We start from the raw sequence: 18,793 nt of genomic DNA on the forward strand, positions 1-18,793 counted from the left end.
GTTTTTATAAATTTTTTTAACGCAAAAGATTGTTTTTTAACAAAATTATGTATATTCGAAGCGGAATTAAGAAAGTATTGGCAGTGTTCATCTTCTTTTAAAGTTTTTCTGGATTAATATTTTAGAATGGTTAATAAATTATTTTACAGATAATAGAACTAACACTGCTATAAGCCACGTTGCAAGACGTGGCTTTTTTTATTTCCCAGTCTTAAGTTTTTCAGCTCCTTCGACCACCTTTTGCTTGAGCCCTTCTTTGTAGAAAAGCACCTTATCTAAAGTACATTTGTCTGCTGTTCCTATGATTTGGGCGGCCAATATACCTGCGTTTTTTGCACCATTAAGTGCTACTGTAGCCACAGGTACCCCACCAGGCATTTGCAGGATGGAAAGTACAGAATCCCAGCCATCTATAGAGTTGCTGGATTTTACCGGCACTCCTATGACAGGAAGTGGAGATAAAGAAGCAATCATTCCCGGTAAATGGGCTGCTCCGCCTGCGCCGGCAATAATAACCTTTATCCCTCGCTCATGGGCTTTTTTTCCATAGTCGAACAATTTTTCAGGAGTGCGGTGGGCTGAAACAATATCTACTTCAACCTCTATATCAAAACCCTTTAATATGTCTATGGCCTCCTGCATCACCGGTAAATCACTGGTGCTGCCCATTATTACTGCTACTTTACTCATATTATTTGCTTATTACTTTTATTGAATTTTTTACTTCTTCGGCAATTTTTCGGGCTTTTCCTAAATCCTTATTCACTATAGTCACATGTCCCATTTTCCGAAATGGTCGGGTAATTTTTTTGCCATAGATATGTGGCGTAACCCCATCCATTTGAAGTATTTTTTCTATGTTTTCATAACGAACCGCACCTTGGTGATCTTTATGACCCACTAAATTTACCATAATTCCTCCAGCTTTGCTTTCTGTATTTCCTAGTGGAAGGTCCAGAATGCTTCGAATATGTTGTTCAAACTGGTTGGTATAAGAGGCTTCGATGCTGTAATGACCACTATTGTGCGGTCGTGGTGCTACTTCGTTTACCAGGATCTCATCATTGTCGGTTTGAAACATTTCTACCGCTAACAGTCCTACATGGTTAAAGGCTTCTGAAACCTTTTCTGCTAATTTTCTAGCTTTTTCAGCGACCTTTTCTTCAATCCGCGCAGGACAAATAACATATTCAACCTGATTGGCAGTTGGATGGAATTCCATCTCAACCACTGGATAAGTTCTGATTTCTCCTGAAGGGCTTCGGGCTACAATTACTGCAAGCTCATTTTTAAATGGAACAAGATTTTCGGCAATGCATTGATCGTTTGTAATTTGATTAAGATCCTCTGGGGTTTTAATCACAGCTACCCCTTTCCCATCATAACCACCTGTAGCACTTTTCCATACGAATGGGAGCTCTAAATTCCCATTTTCAAGGTCGAAAAGAAGTTCTTTTTTGTTATCATAAACTTTAAAGCCTGCAGTAGGAATGTCATTGGACTGGTAAAACTTCTTTTGAGTAGCTTTATTCTGGATTTTATCTAAGGTTTCTGCCGATGGCCAGGTCTTTACTCCTTCTTTTTTAAGTTGCCTAAGGGCATCAATATTCACTCCTTCAATCTCAAAGGTAAGCACGTCTACCTTTCTTCCAAAATTCAAAACCGTATGGTAATCCATAAGATCGCCCTGTTCAAAATAATTGCAGGATATTCGGGATGGGGCCTCCGCGCTAGGGTCTAAAACATGGGTGTGAATATCGAATTTTCGGGTTTCATAAAGCATCATTTTCCCGAGCTGACCACCGCCGAGAATTCCGAGTTTAAAATTTGAAGAAAAATAATTTTGCATAAGAATTTCCAGTTTAGGCAAAAATAAATTTTTAAGGCGTATTGCCCTACTTAATCTTACATAATTCATCAGACCTAGTAATAGAGAATCCTTATCTTTGCCTTTTTAAAAAAAAATCAGTTTTGATAAAATTACACGATCTAAGTTTCGAACCCTATATTTCAGAAGAGGAAATCGACGCAGCTATCCTCCGTGTTGCTGCACGTATTAATGATGATTACAAAGGAGAAAATCCTATTTTTTTAGGCGTTCTAAATGGTGCTTTTATGTTTGCTTCTGAAGTAATTAAAAGATTTAAAGGTGACTGCGAGGTAAGTTTTGTGAAACTGGGATCTTATCAGGGAACTGAATCTACAGGGAATGTGGAGACCCTTCTTGGCTTAAACCATTCTTTAAAAGGACGGAAGGTGATTTTGCTGGAGGATATTGTGGATACAGGAAATACGCTAAATACCATCAACACTATTCTGGAAAAAGAGGGTGTAGCTGGATATGAAGTTGCAACTCTTTTCTATAAGCCAGAAGCATATAAGAGAACATTTAATATTAAATATGTTGGACTGGAAATTCCTAATAAATTTATTGTAGGTTACGGTTTAGATTATGATGGTCTTGGCCGCAATCTACGCCAAGTATATAAACGCAAAGAAAATAACATGACAAATTTGGTACTCTTTGGTCCTCCAGGGGCCGGAAAAGGAACTCAGGCAACAATTTTGAAAGAAAAATACAATTTAGTGCATATCTCGACCGGGGATGTTTTTAGGTATAATATAAAGAATAAGACAGCACTTGGAAATAGTGCTAAGGCTTATATTGATCGCGGCGAGCTTGTACCTGATTCGGTAACTATCGATATGCTTAATGCTGAAGTTGAAAAAAATGAAGGTTGCAATGGTTTTATCTTTGATGGTTTTCCCAGAACCGAAGCTCAGGCAGATGCCCTTGCTGAACTTTTGCAGAAGAAAGGTACCGAAGTTAGCGCAATGATCGCATTAGAGGTCGAGGATCACGTACTCGTAGAGCGTCTTCTTGAACGCGGAAAGACTTCTGGCCGGCCGGATGATGCGGATGAGACTGTAATAAGAAATCGAATCAAGGTATATTATGATGAAACCGCTATCCTTAAAAACTATTATGAAAAACAAAATAAATATTATGGTGTAGATGGTGTCGGTTCTATTGATGAGATTACCGCCCGACTTAGCGCTGTGATTGATGAATTAATGAAAAGATAAGAGTACCGGTTAAAGGGACTGAAATATAATTGAAGTATGACTGAAGGGAATTTTGTTGATTATGTAAAGATTCACGTGGCCTCTGGAAAAGGAGGAAAGGGTTCTGCGCATTTGCACCGGGAGAAATATATCACCAAAGGCGGACCTGATGGAGGAGATGGTGGTCGTGGTGGTCACGTTATTATTAAAGGCAACAAAAATCTCTGGACGCTTTTTCACTTAAAATTCAAAAGACACGTAAAAGCCGAGCATGGTGGTAATGGGTCTAAGCAGCGCAGTTCCGGTGCCGATGGTTCCGATGAATATATAGAAGTACCCCTGGGTACAGTCATACGCGATACCGATACTCAAAAAATCCTGCATGAGATCACCGATGACGGTCAGGAGATCGTTGTCGCAGAAGGTGGAAAAGGAGGTTTGGGTAATTGGCATTTCAGAAGCTCTACCAACCAAACCCCTAGGTATGCACAACCAGGTATTGATGGTGAGCTAAAGGATATAACCCTGGAACTAAAGATTCTTGCCGATGTAGGGCTGGTCGGTTTTCCTAATGCAGGAAAATCCACCTTACTCTCGGTAATTACGGCGGCAAAACCAAAAATTGCTGATTACGAATTTACTACGCTTAAGCCTAATCTTGGTATCGTGAAATACCGTGATTTTAAAACATTTGTTGTAGCAGACATTCCGGGAATTATAGAGGGTGCCGCGGAAGGTAAAGGAATAGGACACCGGTTTTTACGACATATTGAGCGAAACTCAACTTTACTTTTTCTAATTCCGGCAGACGCCCCTGATATCATTGAACAATACGAGATCCTTTTAGATGAATTGAGGCGCTATAATCCTGAGATGCTGGTAAAGGACCGGCTTATAGCAATCTCTAAAAGTGATATGCTTGATTTAGAACTCAAGGCCGAAATTAAAGCTGAACTCGATGAAAAGCTCAAGGCCTCCTGGTTATTTATTTCATCGGTAGCGCAAGAGGGGCTTCAGGAACTTAAAGATAAGTTGTGGGAAATGCTTAATAAAGAGCCTGTTTAATTCTTGTTAATACCTGCGGTTTGCCTCGCAATTTTCTGTATTTTTAATCTAATGCTTTAAAAATATGGATCCTATGAAGCCGATACCAATACTTCTTGTTTTTTTTTTTATCTCCTGTAATACCCCGCAGGCTGTATATGATTACGATCAGGAAATAAATTTTTCGAAATATTCGACTTATGCTATTTTCCCTGATTTTCAATCCGGCTTGAGTCAATTGGATGAAAAACGATTGCTAGCAAGTCTGGAAAACCATCTTAAGAAAAAAGGTTTTTCAACTTCGTCAAAACCGGGAATTTATGTCAACGTCTATACCGATGAATTTCATCAACAAAATCAAAATAGTCTTGGAGTTGGTATAGGCGGCGGGGGACGCAATGTTGGTGTTGGGGTTTCCGGTGGTATTCCCCTTGGTGGCCCTGAAACCTATCTTCGAATAACCTTTGATTTTATTGATGTAAATGATGATTCCCTTGTCTGGCAGGCTGTAGTGGAGAGTAAATTTAATCCTGATGCTTCTCCTGAACAGCGACGTACCCAGTTCGAAAAGATTGTTCAAAAAGCCCTTGATGGTTATCCACCAAAAAAATCCTGACTGGGTTAAGGAACAGGAATCTGCCTTAACTTTCTTCGTTGATGTTTGATGATCAAAGCACTTTCTCTCCACTTTTTGCACTGCGCGGATAAAGGTTTTTCCTTAGGCTGCCGGAAGATCTCCAGGACCCTTAGTGGGTAATTTCGATTTTCCCATTAGGAATTTATCAACCTCGTATGCTGCCTCCCTGCCTTCTGAAATTGCCCAGACAATTAGGGACTGACCTCTACGCATATCTCCAGCCGCAAAAATGTGAGGAATATTGGTCTGGTAATTTTTTTCAGCTTTAATATTGGTGCGGGAATCCTCTTCCAAATCTAATTGTTCAGCCAGGCTTTTTTCGGGTCCTGTAAAGCCCAGAGCCAGAAGAGCTAGGTCACACGGCCATTCCTTTTCGGAATCTGGAATCTCCTTTAACTGAGGTCTTCCATTTTCTCCTTTTACCCATTCGATATTTACTGTTTTTAATGCTTTTAATTTCCCCTCTTTATCCCTTATGAATTCTTTGGTGGAGATACTCCAGTTTCGATTCACACCTTCCTGATGAGAAGAAGTTGATTTTAAAGTAAAAGGCCAGTAGGGCCAGGGATTCTCTTTGCTTCTTTGTTCGGGAGGCATAGGCATGATTTCAAAGTTTGTCACCGATTTCGCTCCATGTCGGTTGGAAGTCCCCACACAATCGGAACCCGTATCACCACCACCGATCACAATGACATCTTTTGCTTTGGCCGAGAGGTCATCTGTCATTTCGGCCAAACCGTCTACCACTTCATTGTTCCGCTTTAAAAATTTCATGGCCTGAACCACTCCTTTACTATCAGCACCTGGAATGGGTAAATTTCGGCGTTGTGTAGCACCCCCACAAAGCACAACGGAATCAAAACTTTTTAAATCTTCAATATCATAATCCTTCCCTACCTCTGTATCGGTCATAAACTTTATACCTTCTTCTTCCATTATTTTCAACCTACGATCAATAACATCTTTTTCGAGTTTAAAATCTGGAATCCCGTAGCGTAGTAAACCCCCTGCTTTTTTGTCTCTCTCAAAAACAGTTACCCAGTGACCTGCGCGATTGAGTTGTTGGGCCGCCGCAAGCCCAGCTGGGCCTGACCCTACTACTGCAACTTTTTTGCCTGTACGGTGTTCGGGAATTTGAGGTTTGATCCATCCTTCTTTGAAGCCTCGTTCTACGATATACTTCTCTAAGAGCTCAATAGATACCGGGGGTTCAATGATTCCGAGAACACAAGCAGATTCACAGGGCGCCGGACATAACCTCCCAGTAAATTCGGGAAAATTATTGGTAGAATGGAGTATTTTTAGAGCCTTATCCCATTGGTTTCTATAGACGGCAGTATTAAAATCCGGGATTAAGTTACCCAGCGGACAACCACTGTGACAAAAAGGTATCCCACAGTCCATACAGCGAGCTCCTTGATCCTGCAGCTCTTCATTGCTCAGATCTTTTGTGAATTCTTTGAAATTTTTAACACGCTTTGAAGGCTCAATTGTTTCTTCCGTTTTTCGTTTATATTCTAAAAATCCTTTTAATTTTCCCATTCTTATGCTGTTTTGAGTTCTACTTCGGCATTTCTCAACTTCTCTTCCTCTAGTAGTTTCAATGCTTTTTTGTATTCTGTTGGCATTACTTTGATGAATTTACCAGCATTTACTTCCCAGTTTTCAAGGATTTCTGCTGCAAGTTCACTATCAGTATATGCGCTATGTTTTTCTATAAGTTCTTTTAGTTCTGCTTTGTTGTCTTCAGAAGGTTCCTCAAGTCCGATCATTTCCATATTAAAATTGTTGTGATCAAGTTTATCTTTTGGATTAAAAATGTAGGCGATTCCCCCACTCATCCCTGCAGCGAAATTTCTTCCTATTCTACCTAGAATCACAGCAATTCCTCCGGTCATATATTCACAACCATGGTCTCCAATTCCTTCAATGACAGCCTTGGCTCCTGAATTTCTAACGCAAAAGCGTTCTCCTCCAATTCCATTGATGAAGGCTTCCCCATTAATAGCACCATAAAGGGCTACATTCCCGATGATTACGTTTTCATGGGATTTAAAACTGGCTTCTTTTGGTTTTTTAACGCTAAGGGTAGCGCCGGAAAGTCCTTTTCCGAAGTAATCATTAGTGTTTCCTATTACATTTAGACTAACGCCTTTTGTTGCAAATGCCCCAAAACTTTGGCCTGCAGATCCCTTGAAATTAAGACTCAAAGTGTTCTCAGGGAGTCCTTTTTCTCCGTGTATTTTGGATATCTCATTGCTTAAAATTGCGCCTGTGGTCCTGTTAATATTACTAATATTAAAATCCAGCGACATTTTTTCTTTCCTATAGATTGATGGATGAGCCTGCCTTAAAATCTCAAAATCAAGAACATTTTCGAGATTGTGTTGTTGCTTTTGGGTATTGTAAAGCGGCATATCTTCATCTATTTTCGGTTTGTAAAGTATACCAGAGAGATCTATTCCCTGAGCTTTATAATGTTCTATGGCTCGATTCATATCGAGTTTTTGGTTTTGTCCAACCATTTCATTTATACTTCGGAAACCGAGGCTTGCCATGATTTCTCTTAATTCCTGTGCAATAAAATACATGAAGTTAATGACATCCTCCGGGGTTCCCTTGAACTTCTTCCTTAGTTCCGGGTCTTGTGTAGCAATCCCAACCGGGCATGTGTTTAGATGACAGGCACGCATCATAATACATCCCGAAGCGACTAGAGGTGCTGTAGAAAACCCAAATTCCTCAGCTCCGAGCAAACAAGCGATCGCCACATCACGTCCTGTTTTTAACTGGCCGTCACATTCAACTACGATTCGATTTCTTAAGTTATTTAAAAGCAAAGTTTGTTGGGCTTCCGCAATACCAAGCTCCCAGGGTAATCCCGCATGACGTAAAGAGGTAAGTGGGGATGCCCCTGTACCTCCGTCAAAACCGGAGATCAATACTACATCGGCTTTTGCTTTTGCGACACCTGCAGCAATTGTACCCACACCTACCTTCGAAACCAGTTTAACGTTAATGCGAGCTTCACGATTAGCATTTTTAAGATCAAAGATGAGCTGTGCAAGGTCTTCTATAGAATAAATATCGTGGTGTGGTGGCGGGGAAATAAGACCTACATAAGGTGTAGAATTTCTAGTTTTAGCGATATCGGGATTTACTTTTTGGCCAGGTAATTGGCCTCCTTCGCCCGGTTTTGCGCCCTGAGCCATCTTAATTTGGATCTCACTTGCGTTACTTAGGTAGTTTATAGATACTCCGAATCTACCTGAAGCTACTTGTTTTATGGCAGAATTTCTCCAGTTACCATCAAGATCCTTGTTGAATCGTTGAGGGTCTTCTCCACCTTCACCGGAATTGCTTTTTCCTTTCATCCTATTCATCGCGATGGCAAGATTCTCATGAGCTTCCTTACTGATCGAACCAAAGGACATAGCCCCGGTTTTGAATCGTTTTACGATTTCTGTCCATGGTTCAACCTCATCAATAGGAATAGGGTTCAGGTCTTTGAATTTGAACATCCCTCGCAGGGTCATTAAAGCCTCGTTCTGGTTATTGATAAGTTTAGCGTATTCCTTGTAGCTTTTAGGGTTGTTTTGTTTTACTGCCTGCTGTAGCTTGGCTACACTGGCAGGATTGAACATATGCCGCTCTCCATTTCTTCTCCATCGGTAATCGCCGCCTATTTCAAGATCCAGATCGGTGTCAGTTTCAGGCGGATTAAAGGCTGCGTCAAAACGTTTCTGAATTTCCTTCTCGATTTCATATAAGCCTATTCCTTCGATCCGGGTAGGAGTATTGCTGAAATATTTATCTACAAATTTTTTATTGAGGCCAAGAATTTCAAATATTTGAGCGCCACGATATGAATGCAAGGTGGAGATCCCTATTTTGTTCATGATCTTTACTATCCCTTTCCCTATTGCCTTATTGAAATTCTGAACCGCTTCCTCAGCATCTTCAATATCTATTTCATTGTCCTCCACGAGCTGGTGAATAATTTCATTTACCATATATGGATTAATCGCGCTTGCACCATAGCCGAAGAGAAGGGCAAAGTGATGCGGTTCTCTCGGTTCAGCCGATTCTATTACAATTCCAAAGGAAGATCTCCGGTTGTATTTTTTCACCCTGTGATGAACAAAGGAGCATGCTAGTAAAGAAGGAATTGGTGCTAGTTTAGGATTCACATTCCTGTCGCTAAGAATTATCACATTACACCCTCGGTCTACTGCATTGTTGATTTCTACAATAATTTCATTTAGGCGCGTCTCTAAACCATTCAGGCCTTTTTCCGCTTCATACAAAATAGAAACTGATTCCGTTCGAAAACCAGGTTGATCTATATATTTAATCTTATCAAGGTCTTCGTTAGAGATCACTGGATTTTGTATACGGAGTTTCTTGGCTTGTTCTGGAACTATATCAAATATGTTCCGATCTTCTCCAATAGCTAAGCTTATATCAGTCACGATCTCTTCCCTTATCCCATCCAAAGGAGGGTTGGTAACCTGCGCGAATAACTGCTTAAAATAATTAAAGAGGAGTTGGGGTTTATCAGAGAGTACGGCCAGGGGAATATCAGCCCCCATCGATCCGATGGCTTCCTTTCCGAGTGTGGCCATGGGAGTAATTATTGTACTAATATCCTCGAGGGTATAACCAAAGAGTTTCTGTCGGGTGTTAAAGGGGATGTCTTCCCGCGGAGTTTTATTCCCTGTGTAGGGCACTTCTGCCAAAGGAAGAAGGTTTTTGTCTAACCATTTTCTATAAGGTCTCTCTGAAACGATTTTACTTTTAACTTCCTCGTCCCGGATTATCCTTCCCTCATTCATATCTACCAAAAACATCCTTCCGGGCTCAAGGCGACCATGTAGTTCCACATTTTCTGGTTTGATATCCATTACTCCTGTTTCCGAGGACATAATTACATAACCGTCCTTGGTTAGAGTATAGCGGGAAGGCCTCAGACCATTACGATCCAGTAAAGCTCCAATGTAATTTCCATCGGTAAAAGGTATAGAGGCAGGACCATCCCAGGCCTCCATTATACAGGCATTATATTCATAAAAAGCTTTTTTCTCATCATTCATTGATGGGTTTTTCTCCCAGGCCTCGGGAACCATCATCATAATCGCTTCTGGCAAAGATCGGCCGGTTTGGAGCAATAATTCCAATACTGTATCCATGGATGCGGAATCTGATTTTCCGTCGGCGGTTATGGGTAAGATCCTTTTAAGATCATCACCAAAGACTTCACTTTCAAATAGCTCTTCTCTGGCTTTCATTCGGCTTAGGTTTCCCCTTAAGGTGTTAATTTCCCCATTGTGACACATATACCTAAATGGTTGTGCAAGATCCCAAGTTGGGAAGGTGTTGGTGGAAAATCGTTGATGAACCAAGGCTAGTTTGGTAACTACCCCGGGCTCGTTTAAATCTTTATAATATACATTGATGTCCTGAGGCATTAACAGCCCCTTATAAATGATGGTGTTTGTGGAGAGGCTTGGTAAGTAGAAACTATCAGCTTCAGAAAGTTCGGAATTCTCAATTCGGTGCTCCGCAATTTTACGGGCTGCAAAAAGCCTGGCCTTGAATGTGGATGCTGAAATCTCCTCTCCTTTACCGATAAAAACCTGCTGGATATTAGGTTCAGAAAGAGAGGCGATACTTCCTAGACAGGATCTGTTCACAGGAACCTCACGCCATCCGATAATATTGAGACCTTGGCCGGTAATTTCACTTTCAAAAATTTCTTTACAGATATTACGTTGATTAACGGATCTGGGGAGGAAAACCATACCTACAGCATATTCTTTGAAATCCGGTAATTTGAAATCGCAGGTTTCCTTAAAAAAGTCGTGGGGAATCTCAATGAGAATTCCTGCACCATCTCCGGTTTTCCCGTCAGCACTTACTGCACCCCGGTGTTCCAGTCTAATGAGAATATCAATAGCCTTATGAATAATATCGTTGGTGCGTTTTCCTTTCAGGTTACATATAAATCCTGCTCCACAATTATCATGCTCAAATTCGGGTGAATAGAGCCCCTGTTTTTTTAATTTCATGTCCTTGTCGTCCTTAAGTAATTTGTGCTAAATTACCCAAAACGATAAAGAAAAAGCGGCTTTTTTTTGTTAAATCAAAAATAAATTCATTTAAATCAATTAAAAGCACATAAAATGATAATTATTTAATTTGACAAGGCATGAATTAAAAATCTTTTAATAGAACACCATGCAAAAAAAGGCAGGCTTTTTTAGGCCTACAATCGATAGTGTGTATTTTAAAAAGGAATAATTTCAAGGAAGTCAATACCAAGGTTTCGATAGTAACCTTAGAATATAATAATCAGTTGTGTTATTTGAAAAAATGGGTTTGTCTTAATCAGGTTTAGATAAAGTTAAAAGATAAAATGAAGGGCTGGGTCCAAAAAGATTTAACTCAATTGGTATTACTTGATAGATAGGTGGTGGACTGTTAAGAGGAAGGTTTAATTTCCTACCTAAATGATTTGTGGAGATGGGAGGTAAGTTGGGCGGCTATACAGTAGGGGAATATATCTCTGGCATTGTGGAAGGTAGGAACGAGAATATTTCCCGTTCCTACTATCCTATCTAAATTAAAAATAATTAATCCTTAAGGATGGATCGGGATATTACTATTTTTTGTATTTCAGAAGTTCCTTCATAGATCTGTGTGATCTTGGCATCTCTCATTAACCGTTCCACATGATATTCTTTTACGTAACCATTCCCTCCATGAATTTGAACAGCTTCTATTGCGACATCCATGGCTGTTTTCGAGGCGTGGAGTTTTGCCATAGCGCCAGAAAGATCATAGTCATTATGCTGGTCTTTGTCCCAGGCAGCTTTCATAACCAGGTGTCTTGCTGCTTCAATTTGGGTATGCATATCTGCCAGTTTGAAGGCGATAGCCTGATGATTACAGATCTCTGTCCCGAATGCTTTTCTTTCTTTTGAATATTTTCTAGAGAGTTCATAAGCCCCAGATGCAATACCAAGAGCTTGGGCAGCTATCCCGATTCTTCCTCCCGAAAGTGTTTTCATTGCAAATTTAAACCCGAAACCATCTTCTCCAATTCTGTTTTCTTTGGGTACTTTAACATCATTGAAATTCAGGGAATGAGTATCGCTACCTCGAATACCCATTTTTTGTTCTTTCGGTCCTATTTCAAAACCTTCCCAACCTTTTTCCACAATAAAGGCATTAATACCTTTATGCTTTTTCTCCCGATCGGTCTGGGCAATAACTAGGTAGTAATCGGCAGTTCCTCCATTGGTAATCCAATTTTTTGTGCCGTTTAACAGGTAATGATCACCTTTATCTATGGCTGTAGTTCTCTGTGAAGTTGCATCGCTCCCGGCTTCGGGCTCTGATAAACAAAATGCACCTAATTTCTCTCCCGTTGCAAGCTTACTAAGATATTTTTCCTTCTGTTCAGGACTTGCGTAAGTATCAAGGCCCCAGCACACCAAGGAATTGTTAACCGACATTACCACGGAGGCCGATGCATCGATTTTAGAAATCTCTTCCATAGCCAGAACATAAGAGATAGTGTCCATGCCCCCGCCACCATATTCTGGTGAAGCCATCATTCCCAGAAAACCAAGTTCCCCCATCATTTTGACTTGTTGAGTGGGAAACTCTTGTTTTTCATCCCGTTCTATTACTCCGGGTAGGAGTTCATTTTTAGCAAAATCACGTGCCGCATCACGTATCATTATATGTTCTTCTGTAAGTTTGAAATCCATATTAATTTTGTTTAAGGAATACCTAAATTTGGTTCCCAAAGATAACTTTTTGATATGTAATATTCAATTTACTTTCATTAATTTTACGAATATGAAAAAAGCAAATTACAAAGTATTAGGTGTAATGTCGGGTACCTCTTTGGATGGTATCGACCTGGTTTATGTCAACTTCGATTACAAGGATGAATGGACCTATAAAATCCTCAAGGCAGAAACAAGGCCGTATCCTCTTAATTGGCAGGAAACTCTGGCAGAAGCCCTTAATTTTTCACAAGAAAGGCTGGAAGAGCTCAACCTTAAATACACCCAGTATCTTGCTGGTGTGATCTCACAATTTATCGAAAAATATCATATCACAGATCTCGATGCTGTATGTAGTCATGGACATACAATTAAACATGAACCGGAAAACCAGTACACTCTTCAGATCGGAAATTTGCAACAACTTGCTTATTTAACCGGGCAAAAGGTGGTTTGTGATTTTAGGGTTCAGGATGTTAATCTCGGGGGACAGGGAGCGCCCCTTGTTCCTATTGGGGACAGGTTGTTATTTTCTGATTATAATTATTGCCTCAATTTGGGAGGCTTTGCCAATATATCCACGGAAGAAAACGGTGAAAGAATTGCTTACGATATCTGTGCTGTAAATACCGTGTTGAACCATTATGCTAAAAAATTGGGAAAGGAATTTGATGAAGACGGGAAATTAGCGGGAGCCGGAGTTCTAAATAAAAAACTTTTAAAAGAATTAAACCAACTTCCTTTCTATGCACAAAAACCGCCTAAATCCCTTGGAATAGAATGGGTGTCCAAAGAAGTATTCCCTCTCCTTGAAAGGTATGACGATGATATACCGGCTATTATGCATACCTATTCTGTACATATAGCTGAGCAAATTTCGAAAGTTCTTGACGACAAAAAGGAATCTAATATACTGGTTACCGGAGGTGGAGCTTTTAATAATTTCATTATAAAAGAATTGAAAAAGCATTCAAAATGTCACTTTACCATACCCTCTAGGGAGATTATCGATTTTAAGGAGGCACTGATCTTTGGTCTGTTAGGAGTACTTAAAATTCGTGGAGAAGTCAACACGCTTAAATCAGTGACAGGGGCCCAAAAAGACCATTCTGCTGGGGTGATTTTTGAGTTGTGATATTTTTAGTGAAAACTCAACAGGATCTCCGTTAGTTTATATATTTGCGAAAAAACACACCTAAAATGAAGGAATTATTAAAAGTATTTGAAAATAAGGAGCCTGAAATTATATTTCACTGGCGTGATGCTGAAACCGATGCTGAGGGCTGGACTGTGATAAATTCATTGCGTGGAGGGGCGGCTGGGGGCGGAACCCGAATGCGACCTGGCCTAGATGAAAATGAAGTGCTGTCCCTTGCAAAAACAATGGAAGTTAAATTTACGGTTTCAGGTCCGGCTATTGGGGGTGCAAAATCAGGGATTAATTTTGATCCAAAAGATCCGAGAAAAAAAGGGGTGCTAGAACGCTGGTACAAAGCTGTTTCTCCTCTTCTAAAGAGTTATTACGGTACCGGAGGTGATCTTAATGTGGATGAAATCCATGAGGTGATACCAATTACTGAGAACTGTGGGGTTTGGCACCCGCAGGAAGGAGTCTTTAACGGTCATTTTAAACCTAGTGAGGCCGATAAAATTAATAGGATCGGCCAATTGCGGCAAGGGGTCATAAAAGTTCTTGAAAACACCAATTATTCCCCTGATATCAGTCGTAAATATACAGTGGCCGACATGATCACCGGTTATGGAGTAGCAGAAGCCGTTAAACATTATTATTCCATTTATGGTGGTGATGTTAAAGATAAAAGAGCAATAGTACAGGGCTTTGGTAATGTAGGTTCAGCAGCAGCTTACTATCTTGCGCAAATGGGAGTTAAGATTGTGGGAATTATCGACCGTGACGGTGGACTTTTAAGCGAGAAAGGTTTCACCTTTAAGGAAATAAAGGAAATGTTCCTTAATAAAGAAGGCAATAGCTTAAAGCATTCGGATCTTATTCCATTTGAAAAGATCAATGAAAAAATATGGCAGGTTGACGCCGAGATCTTTGCCCCTTGCGCTGCATCGCGGTTAATTAATAAGGATCAAATTTCCAGTTTGATCGAAAGAAAACTTGAAGTTATCTCTTCAGGAGCCAATGTGCCATTTGCCGATGAAGAGATATTCTTTGGACCCATAATGGAATATACCGATGGGAAGGTTAGCCTAATTCCTGATTTCATTGCTAATTGTGGAATGGCCAGGGTCTTCGCTTATTTTATGGAGGGAAGAGTTCAAATGACGGATGAGTCAATCTTTAATGATACCTCCATGACTATTAAGAATGCCATGCAAAATACCTTCGATAATAATAGTGGTAAAACAGGGGTAAGTAAAACAGCTTTTGAGATAGCATTGAAACAATTAGTTTAAATTACTTGGTCTCTGGGTCTCTGGTTTAAGGAGCATATTTAACCGAATCACCCCCAAATGGTTAGGCGCTATTTGGGGTTTTTAATTTTTAGTTTTCTTTGCTTAGACAGGGATTTGGATGAGAATTGTATAAAAATCCAAGGATTACCAGAAACCAACTTGTACTGCTGAATATTTTACTATTTTTGGTTACAATTTAAAAAAGTTTTTTACGTTAGATACAAAACCCTAAAAGATACCTATGCTATACTTTTTCCAGCAGGAAGGCACTGCTCAGGCAGTTCAGGAGACAGAGCCTGTAGTAGAAGAAAAAACCCTTTCTTTATTTGACCTGATGTTAAGCGGTGGCCTCGGTGGCCAAATTATTATTTTGATTCTTTTCGTGCTGCTGTTCGCTGCAGTTTATATTTATTTCGAAAGACTTTTTGCTATTAAAGCAGCCAGCCAGGTAGACAAAAATTTTATGCTTCAAATAAAAGATAGCGTTTTAAATGGGAATATAGAATCGGCTAAGATTCGTTGTGCACAAAGTGATTCTCCAGTGGCGCGGCTAACTCAAAAGGGGATTTCCCGAATTGGTAGCCCTTTAGAAGATATCAACACAGCAATTGAAAACGCCGGAAGGCTGGAAGTCTACAAACTAGAAAAAAATGTAAGTATCCTAGCCACTATTGCCGGAGCCGCACCAATGATTGGATTTTTGGGGACTGTGATTGGTATGGTCCTTGCATTTCATGAATTGGCCACAAGTAGTGGTCAGGCACAAATGGGAGCTCTTGCAGAAGGTATCTATACAGCGATGACCACTACTGTTGCCGGGCTTATTGTCGGAATTATTGCCTATATAGGTTACAATCACCTGGTAGTGAAAACGGATAAAGTAGTACATCAAATGGAAGCTACCGCAGTAGATTTCTTAGATTTATTAAACGAACCTGCCTGATATGAATTTAAGAGGTAGAAATAAAATTAGTCCGGAGTTCAGCATGAGCTCAATGACAGATATTGTATTTTTGTTATTGATCTTTTTCATGCTTACATCACCGGTTATTACACCTGAAGCTCTGGATTTAATTCTTCCGAAGGCGAAAGGTAAAACCACAACGCAGCAAAATATAGCGGTTAGTATTACCAAAGACCTTCAATTCTATGTAAATGAAGAAAGAGTTAGTGCTAGTGCTTTGGAAAGAACACTGAAAAGCAAACTGGTGGGGGAAGAGAACCCAACGATTATTTTAAGGGCTGAGGAAGGAGTACCTATCGAAAAAGCCGTTAATGTTATGGATATTGCCAACCGTAATAGTTATAAGATTGTATTGGCTGTAAAACCTGAATAAAATGGCAATGCTTGAAACAAAACACGAGAAAAAATCTTTTACCATCACGGTGGTACTTCACGTGCTTTTGATTATTTTGATGCTGTTTTTAGGTTTTAAATATCTAGATCCGCCACCAGAAAATGGGATTGCAATAAATTTTGGTACTTCAGAGGTTGGGGCCGGTGAAAACCAACCTACTGAACCGATAAAATCGGCCCCTCAACAAACAACAGCGCCTGAACCTGTTTCTCAACCCGAACCGGTTATTGAAGAAGAAGTGGTTACTCAGCAGACTGAAGAAGCCCCCGTCATCGAAAAGAAGGAGAAGCCACAGCCGGTTAAAAAAGAAACACCGGAACCACCTAAGGAGCAACCCCCGGCTGAAAAGCCGGAACCCAAACCAGATAAATCTACTACGGATGCCATGAGCAGTATCCTAAACGGACCTGAACGTACTGGTTCAGAAACAGGAGGAGAAGGCGATGATAATTCTGCGGGGGATAAGGGGTCACCTGATGGTGATCCCAATGCAAGTGCATATTATGGGAATGGTGCCGGACTTGATGGGGATGGAAATTATCGCCTTGGCGGCCGGAGAGCCTTGAATAAAGAGAAATTTATTCAGGACTGTAATGAATCAGGTATCGTAGTGGTGCGCATTGAAGTAAATCGTTCCGGACAGGTAATTAACGCCACTCCAGGTGTAAAGGGGACAACGAATTCCGCTTCTTGCCTTACCGAACCGGCTAGACGTGCCGCAATGGCTACTCGGTTCAACAGTGATGACAATGCTCCCTCCAGACAGGTAGGGACAATTATTTATAACTTTAAACTCTCAGAATAGGTGAATACTTACAAAGAAACTGTTGATTGGATGTTTCAGCAGTTGCCTATGTACCAGCGGGTAGGGGACCATGCTTTTAAGAAAGATCTCACCAAAACCCAACAGCTTGCAAAGCACTTGGGAGCACCTCATAAAAAATTTAAAACTATTCATGTGGCCGGGACCAATGGAAAGGGGTCTACTAGTCATATGTTAGCTTCAGTATTACAGGAAGCAGGTTATAAAGTAGGACTATATACTTCACCGCATTTAAAGGATTTCAGGGAGCGTATAAAAATCAACGGCCACCTTATAGATAAAAAATCGGTAGTTAACTTTGTGAAAACCCATAAAGATTTTCTTGAAGAAGCTAAACTTTCCTTTTTCGAAATGACCGTTGGATTAGCATTCGATTATTTTGCAAAACAGGAAGTAGAGGTTGCCATAATAGAGGTAGGAATGGGAGGTCGTTTAGATTCTACGAATATTATTACTCCTGAAGTCTCTGTAATTACCAATATTGGTCTAGATCATGTTGCTCATTTAGGGAACACTTTATCGGAAATAGCCCGTGAGAAAGCCGGGATCATAAAAGAGGGAATTCCAGTGGTGATTGGAGAAAAGCAAAAAGAAACCACTCCTATATTTGAAGAGGTTGCTCAAAAACACAACGCAAAGCTGATCTTTGCTCAAGAACTGCGTTTTCCCAAATACAGCACTGATCTTAAAGGAGATTACCAAAATAAGAACATGAAAAGTGTTCTTGGGGTTGTGAAGGTGCTTCGGAACCAAGGCTGGAACATACCTGAAGAATGCCTGAAAAACGGTTTAAACAGTGTGAAATTACATACTTCATTGCAGGGGCGTTGGGATATTCTTCAAGAGAAGCCAAAGGTGATTTGCGATACTGCACATAATAAGGAGGGACTTAAACTTGTTTTTAAACAACTTAAGGGAGAGGATTTTCAGCATTTACATATTGTCCTGGGGGTTGTTAATGATAAAGATCTGGAATCTATTTTGCCATTATTTCCGAAAAATGCTCATTATTACTTTTGCAAACCAGATATCCCACGAGGTCTTGAGGCGGATATTGTAGCTGAAAAAGCGGCTAGTTTCGGTCTGGAAGGAAGGGTATTTGATTCGGTTTCAAAAGCTTATGAAGTCGCTGTTGACAGTGCCTTAGACGAGGATCTGGTATTCGTGGGAGGCAGTACTTTTACCGTGGCAGAAATAATTTGATTTTTTAAAGTTTTTCTTGGTGCAATTGAAAAACTAATCTATATTTGCATCCGCATTAAAGAATGGGCGCGTAGCTCAGTTGGTTCAGAGCACTTGGTTTACACCCAAGGGGTCAGGGGTTCGAATCCCTTCGCGCCCACTACCATTCTCAAGGCTTCTTATAAAGGAGCCTTTTTTTAGTGAAAGTTAGGGCGCGTAGCTCAGTTGGTTCAGAGCACTTGGTTTACACCCAAGGGGTCAGGGGTTCGAATCCCTTCGCGCCCACTTAATGTCCAGATCCCAAAGTATACTTACTTCAGGGATTTTTTTATGTCTAAATTATACCTATATAGGGTTCGATCCGATACTAGAAGCATATTATAGGATCAAGCCCAATTGTTGTGTTTAAGCAAAAATTGTAGTTAATCTATACAGAAAGAATTCTACATTTTTCACTCCT

The 18,793-nt window shown here is 40.3% G+C and carries 14 protein-coding genes and 2 tRNA genes; 11 read left to right on the plus strand and 5 right to left on the minus strand.

The window, feature by feature from the left end:
* Nucleotides 1–198: 198 nt before the first annotated feature.
* Nucleotides 199–690: a 5-(carboxyamino)imidazole ribonucleotide mutase gene (purE, locus tag ACW6NC_RS14555; RefSeq protein ID WP_457867115.1), complete on the minus strand. Its 492-nt coding sequence runs from the start codon at nucleotides 688–690 to the stop codon at nucleotides 199–201.
* A gap of 1 nt (nucleotide 691) precedes the next feature.
* Nucleotides 692–1,849 (minus strand): 5-(carboxyamino)imidazole ribonucleotide synthase, encoded by a 1,158-nt coding sequence (locus ACW6NC_RS14560; RefSeq protein ID WP_457867117.1) that lies wholly within the window; start codon nucleotides 1,847–1,849, stop codon nucleotides 692–694.
* Between the two features lie 122 nt (nucleotides 1,850–1,971).
* On the opposite strand from ACW6NC_RS14560, the gene ACW6NC_RS14565 reads away from it, so the two are divergent.
* The 3 genes from ACW6NC_RS14565 (at nucleotide 1,972) to ACW6NC_RS14575 (ending at nucleotide 4,726) form a co-directional block, all read left to right on the plus strand.
* Nucleotides 1,972–3,087 carry an adenylate kinase gene (locus tag ACW6NC_RS14565; protein ID WP_457867119.1) on the plus strand — a complete coding sequence of 372 codons (1,116 nt, stop codon included), beginning with the start codon at nucleotides 1,972–1,974 and terminating at the stop codon, nucleotides 3,085–3,087.
* A 36-nt stretch (nucleotides 3,088–3,123) separates the two neighbouring features.
* Nucleotides 3,124–4,131: a GTPase ObgE gene (obgE, locus tag ACW6NC_RS14570; protein WP_457867121.1), complete on the plus strand. Its 1,008-nt coding sequence runs from the start codon at nucleotides 3,124–3,126 to the stop codon at nucleotides 4,129–4,131.
* Nucleotides 4,132–4,204: 73 nt separating this feature from the next.
* Nucleotides 4,205–4,726, plus strand: coding sequence for a DUF4136 domain-containing protein (locus ACW6NC_RS14575; protein WP_457867123.1), 522 nt, complete (start codon nucleotides 4,205–4,207; stop codon nucleotides 4,724–4,726).
* Between the two features lie 102 nt (nucleotides 4,727–4,828).
* On the opposite strand, the gene ACW6NC_RS14580 is transcribed toward ACW6NC_RS14575, so the two are convergent.
* The 3 genes from ACW6NC_RS14580 to ACW6NC_RS14590 form a co-directional block, all read right to left on the minus strand.
* Nucleotides 4,829–6,289 (minus strand): glutamate synthase subunit beta, encoded by a 1,461-nt coding sequence (locus tag ACW6NC_RS14580; RefSeq protein WP_457867124.1) that lies wholly within the window; start codon nucleotides 6,287–6,289, stop codon nucleotides 4,829–4,831.
* 2 nt (nucleotides 6,290–6,291) lie between these two features.
* A complete protein-coding gene (gltB, locus tag ACW6NC_RS14585; protein ID WP_457867126.1) occupies nucleotides 6,292–10,815 on the minus strand; it encodes a glutamate synthase large subunit in 4,524 nt (1,507 codons plus the stop codon).
* A gap of 564 nt (nucleotides 10,816–11,379) precedes the next feature.
* The gene (locus ACW6NC_RS14590) at nucleotides 11,380–12,522 is read right to left on the minus strand and encodes an acyl-CoA dehydrogenase (protein WP_457867127.1); all 1,143 of its coding nucleotides are present in this window, start codon (nucleotides 12,520–12,522) and stop codon (nucleotides 11,380–11,382) included.
* 91 nt (nucleotides 12,523–12,613) lie between these two features.
* Between ACW6NC_RS14590 and ACW6NC_RS14595 the strand changes: the two genes are divergently transcribed.
* The 8 genes from ACW6NC_RS14595 (at nucleotide 12,614) to ACW6NC_RS14630 (ending at nucleotide 18,618) form a co-directional block, all read left to right on the plus strand.
* Complete coding sequence (locus ACW6NC_RS14595) at nucleotides 12,614–13,678, plus strand: anhydro-N-acetylmuramic acid kinase (RefSeq protein WP_457867128.1); 1,065 nt, start codon at nucleotides 12,614–12,616, stop codon at nucleotides 13,676–13,678.
* Between the two features lie 65 nt (nucleotides 13,679–13,743).
* Nucleotides 13,744–14,970, plus strand: a complete 1,227-nt coding sequence (locus ACW6NC_RS14600) for a Glu/Leu/Phe/Val dehydrogenase dimerization domain-containing protein (RefSeq protein WP_457867130.1) — start codon at nucleotides 13,744–13,746, stop codon at nucleotides 14,968–14,970.
* Between the two features lie 241 nt (nucleotides 14,971–15,211).
* Nucleotides 15,212–15,913, plus strand: a complete 702-nt coding sequence (locus ACW6NC_RS14605; protein WP_457867132.1) for a MotA/TolQ/ExbB proton channel family protein — start codon at nucleotides 15,212–15,214, stop codon at nucleotides 15,911–15,913.
* 1 nt (nucleotide 15,914) lies between these two features.
* A complete protein-coding gene (locus ACW6NC_RS14610) occupies nucleotides 15,915–16,307 on the plus strand; it encodes an ExbD/TolR family protein (RefSeq protein WP_457867134.1) in 393 nt (130 codons plus the stop codon).
* 1 nt (nucleotide 16,308) lies between these two features.
* On the plus strand, nucleotides 16,309–17,133 hold the full coding sequence (locus tag ACW6NC_RS14615) for an energy transducer TonB (RefSeq protein ID WP_457867136.1): 825 nt from the start codon (nucleotides 16,309–16,311) through the stop codon (nucleotides 17,131–17,133).
* A gap of 30 nt (nucleotides 17,134–17,163) precedes the next feature.
* A complete protein-coding gene (locus tag ACW6NC_RS14620; protein WP_457867138.1) occupies nucleotides 17,164–18,354 on the plus strand; it encodes a bifunctional folylpolyglutamate synthase/dihydrofolate synthase in 1,191 nt (396 codons plus the stop codon).
* A 64-nt stretch (nucleotides 18,355–18,418) separates the two neighbouring features.
* A tRNA-Val gene (locus tag ACW6NC_RS14625) sits at nucleotides 18,419–18,493 on the plus strand.
* A gap of 50 nt (nucleotides 18,494–18,543) precedes the next feature.
* Nucleotides 18,544–18,618 (plus strand) — tRNA-Val (locus ACW6NC_RS14630).
* Nucleotides 18,619–18,793: the final 175 nt, after the last annotated feature.

Source organism: Salegentibacter profundi (assembly GCF_054121475.1).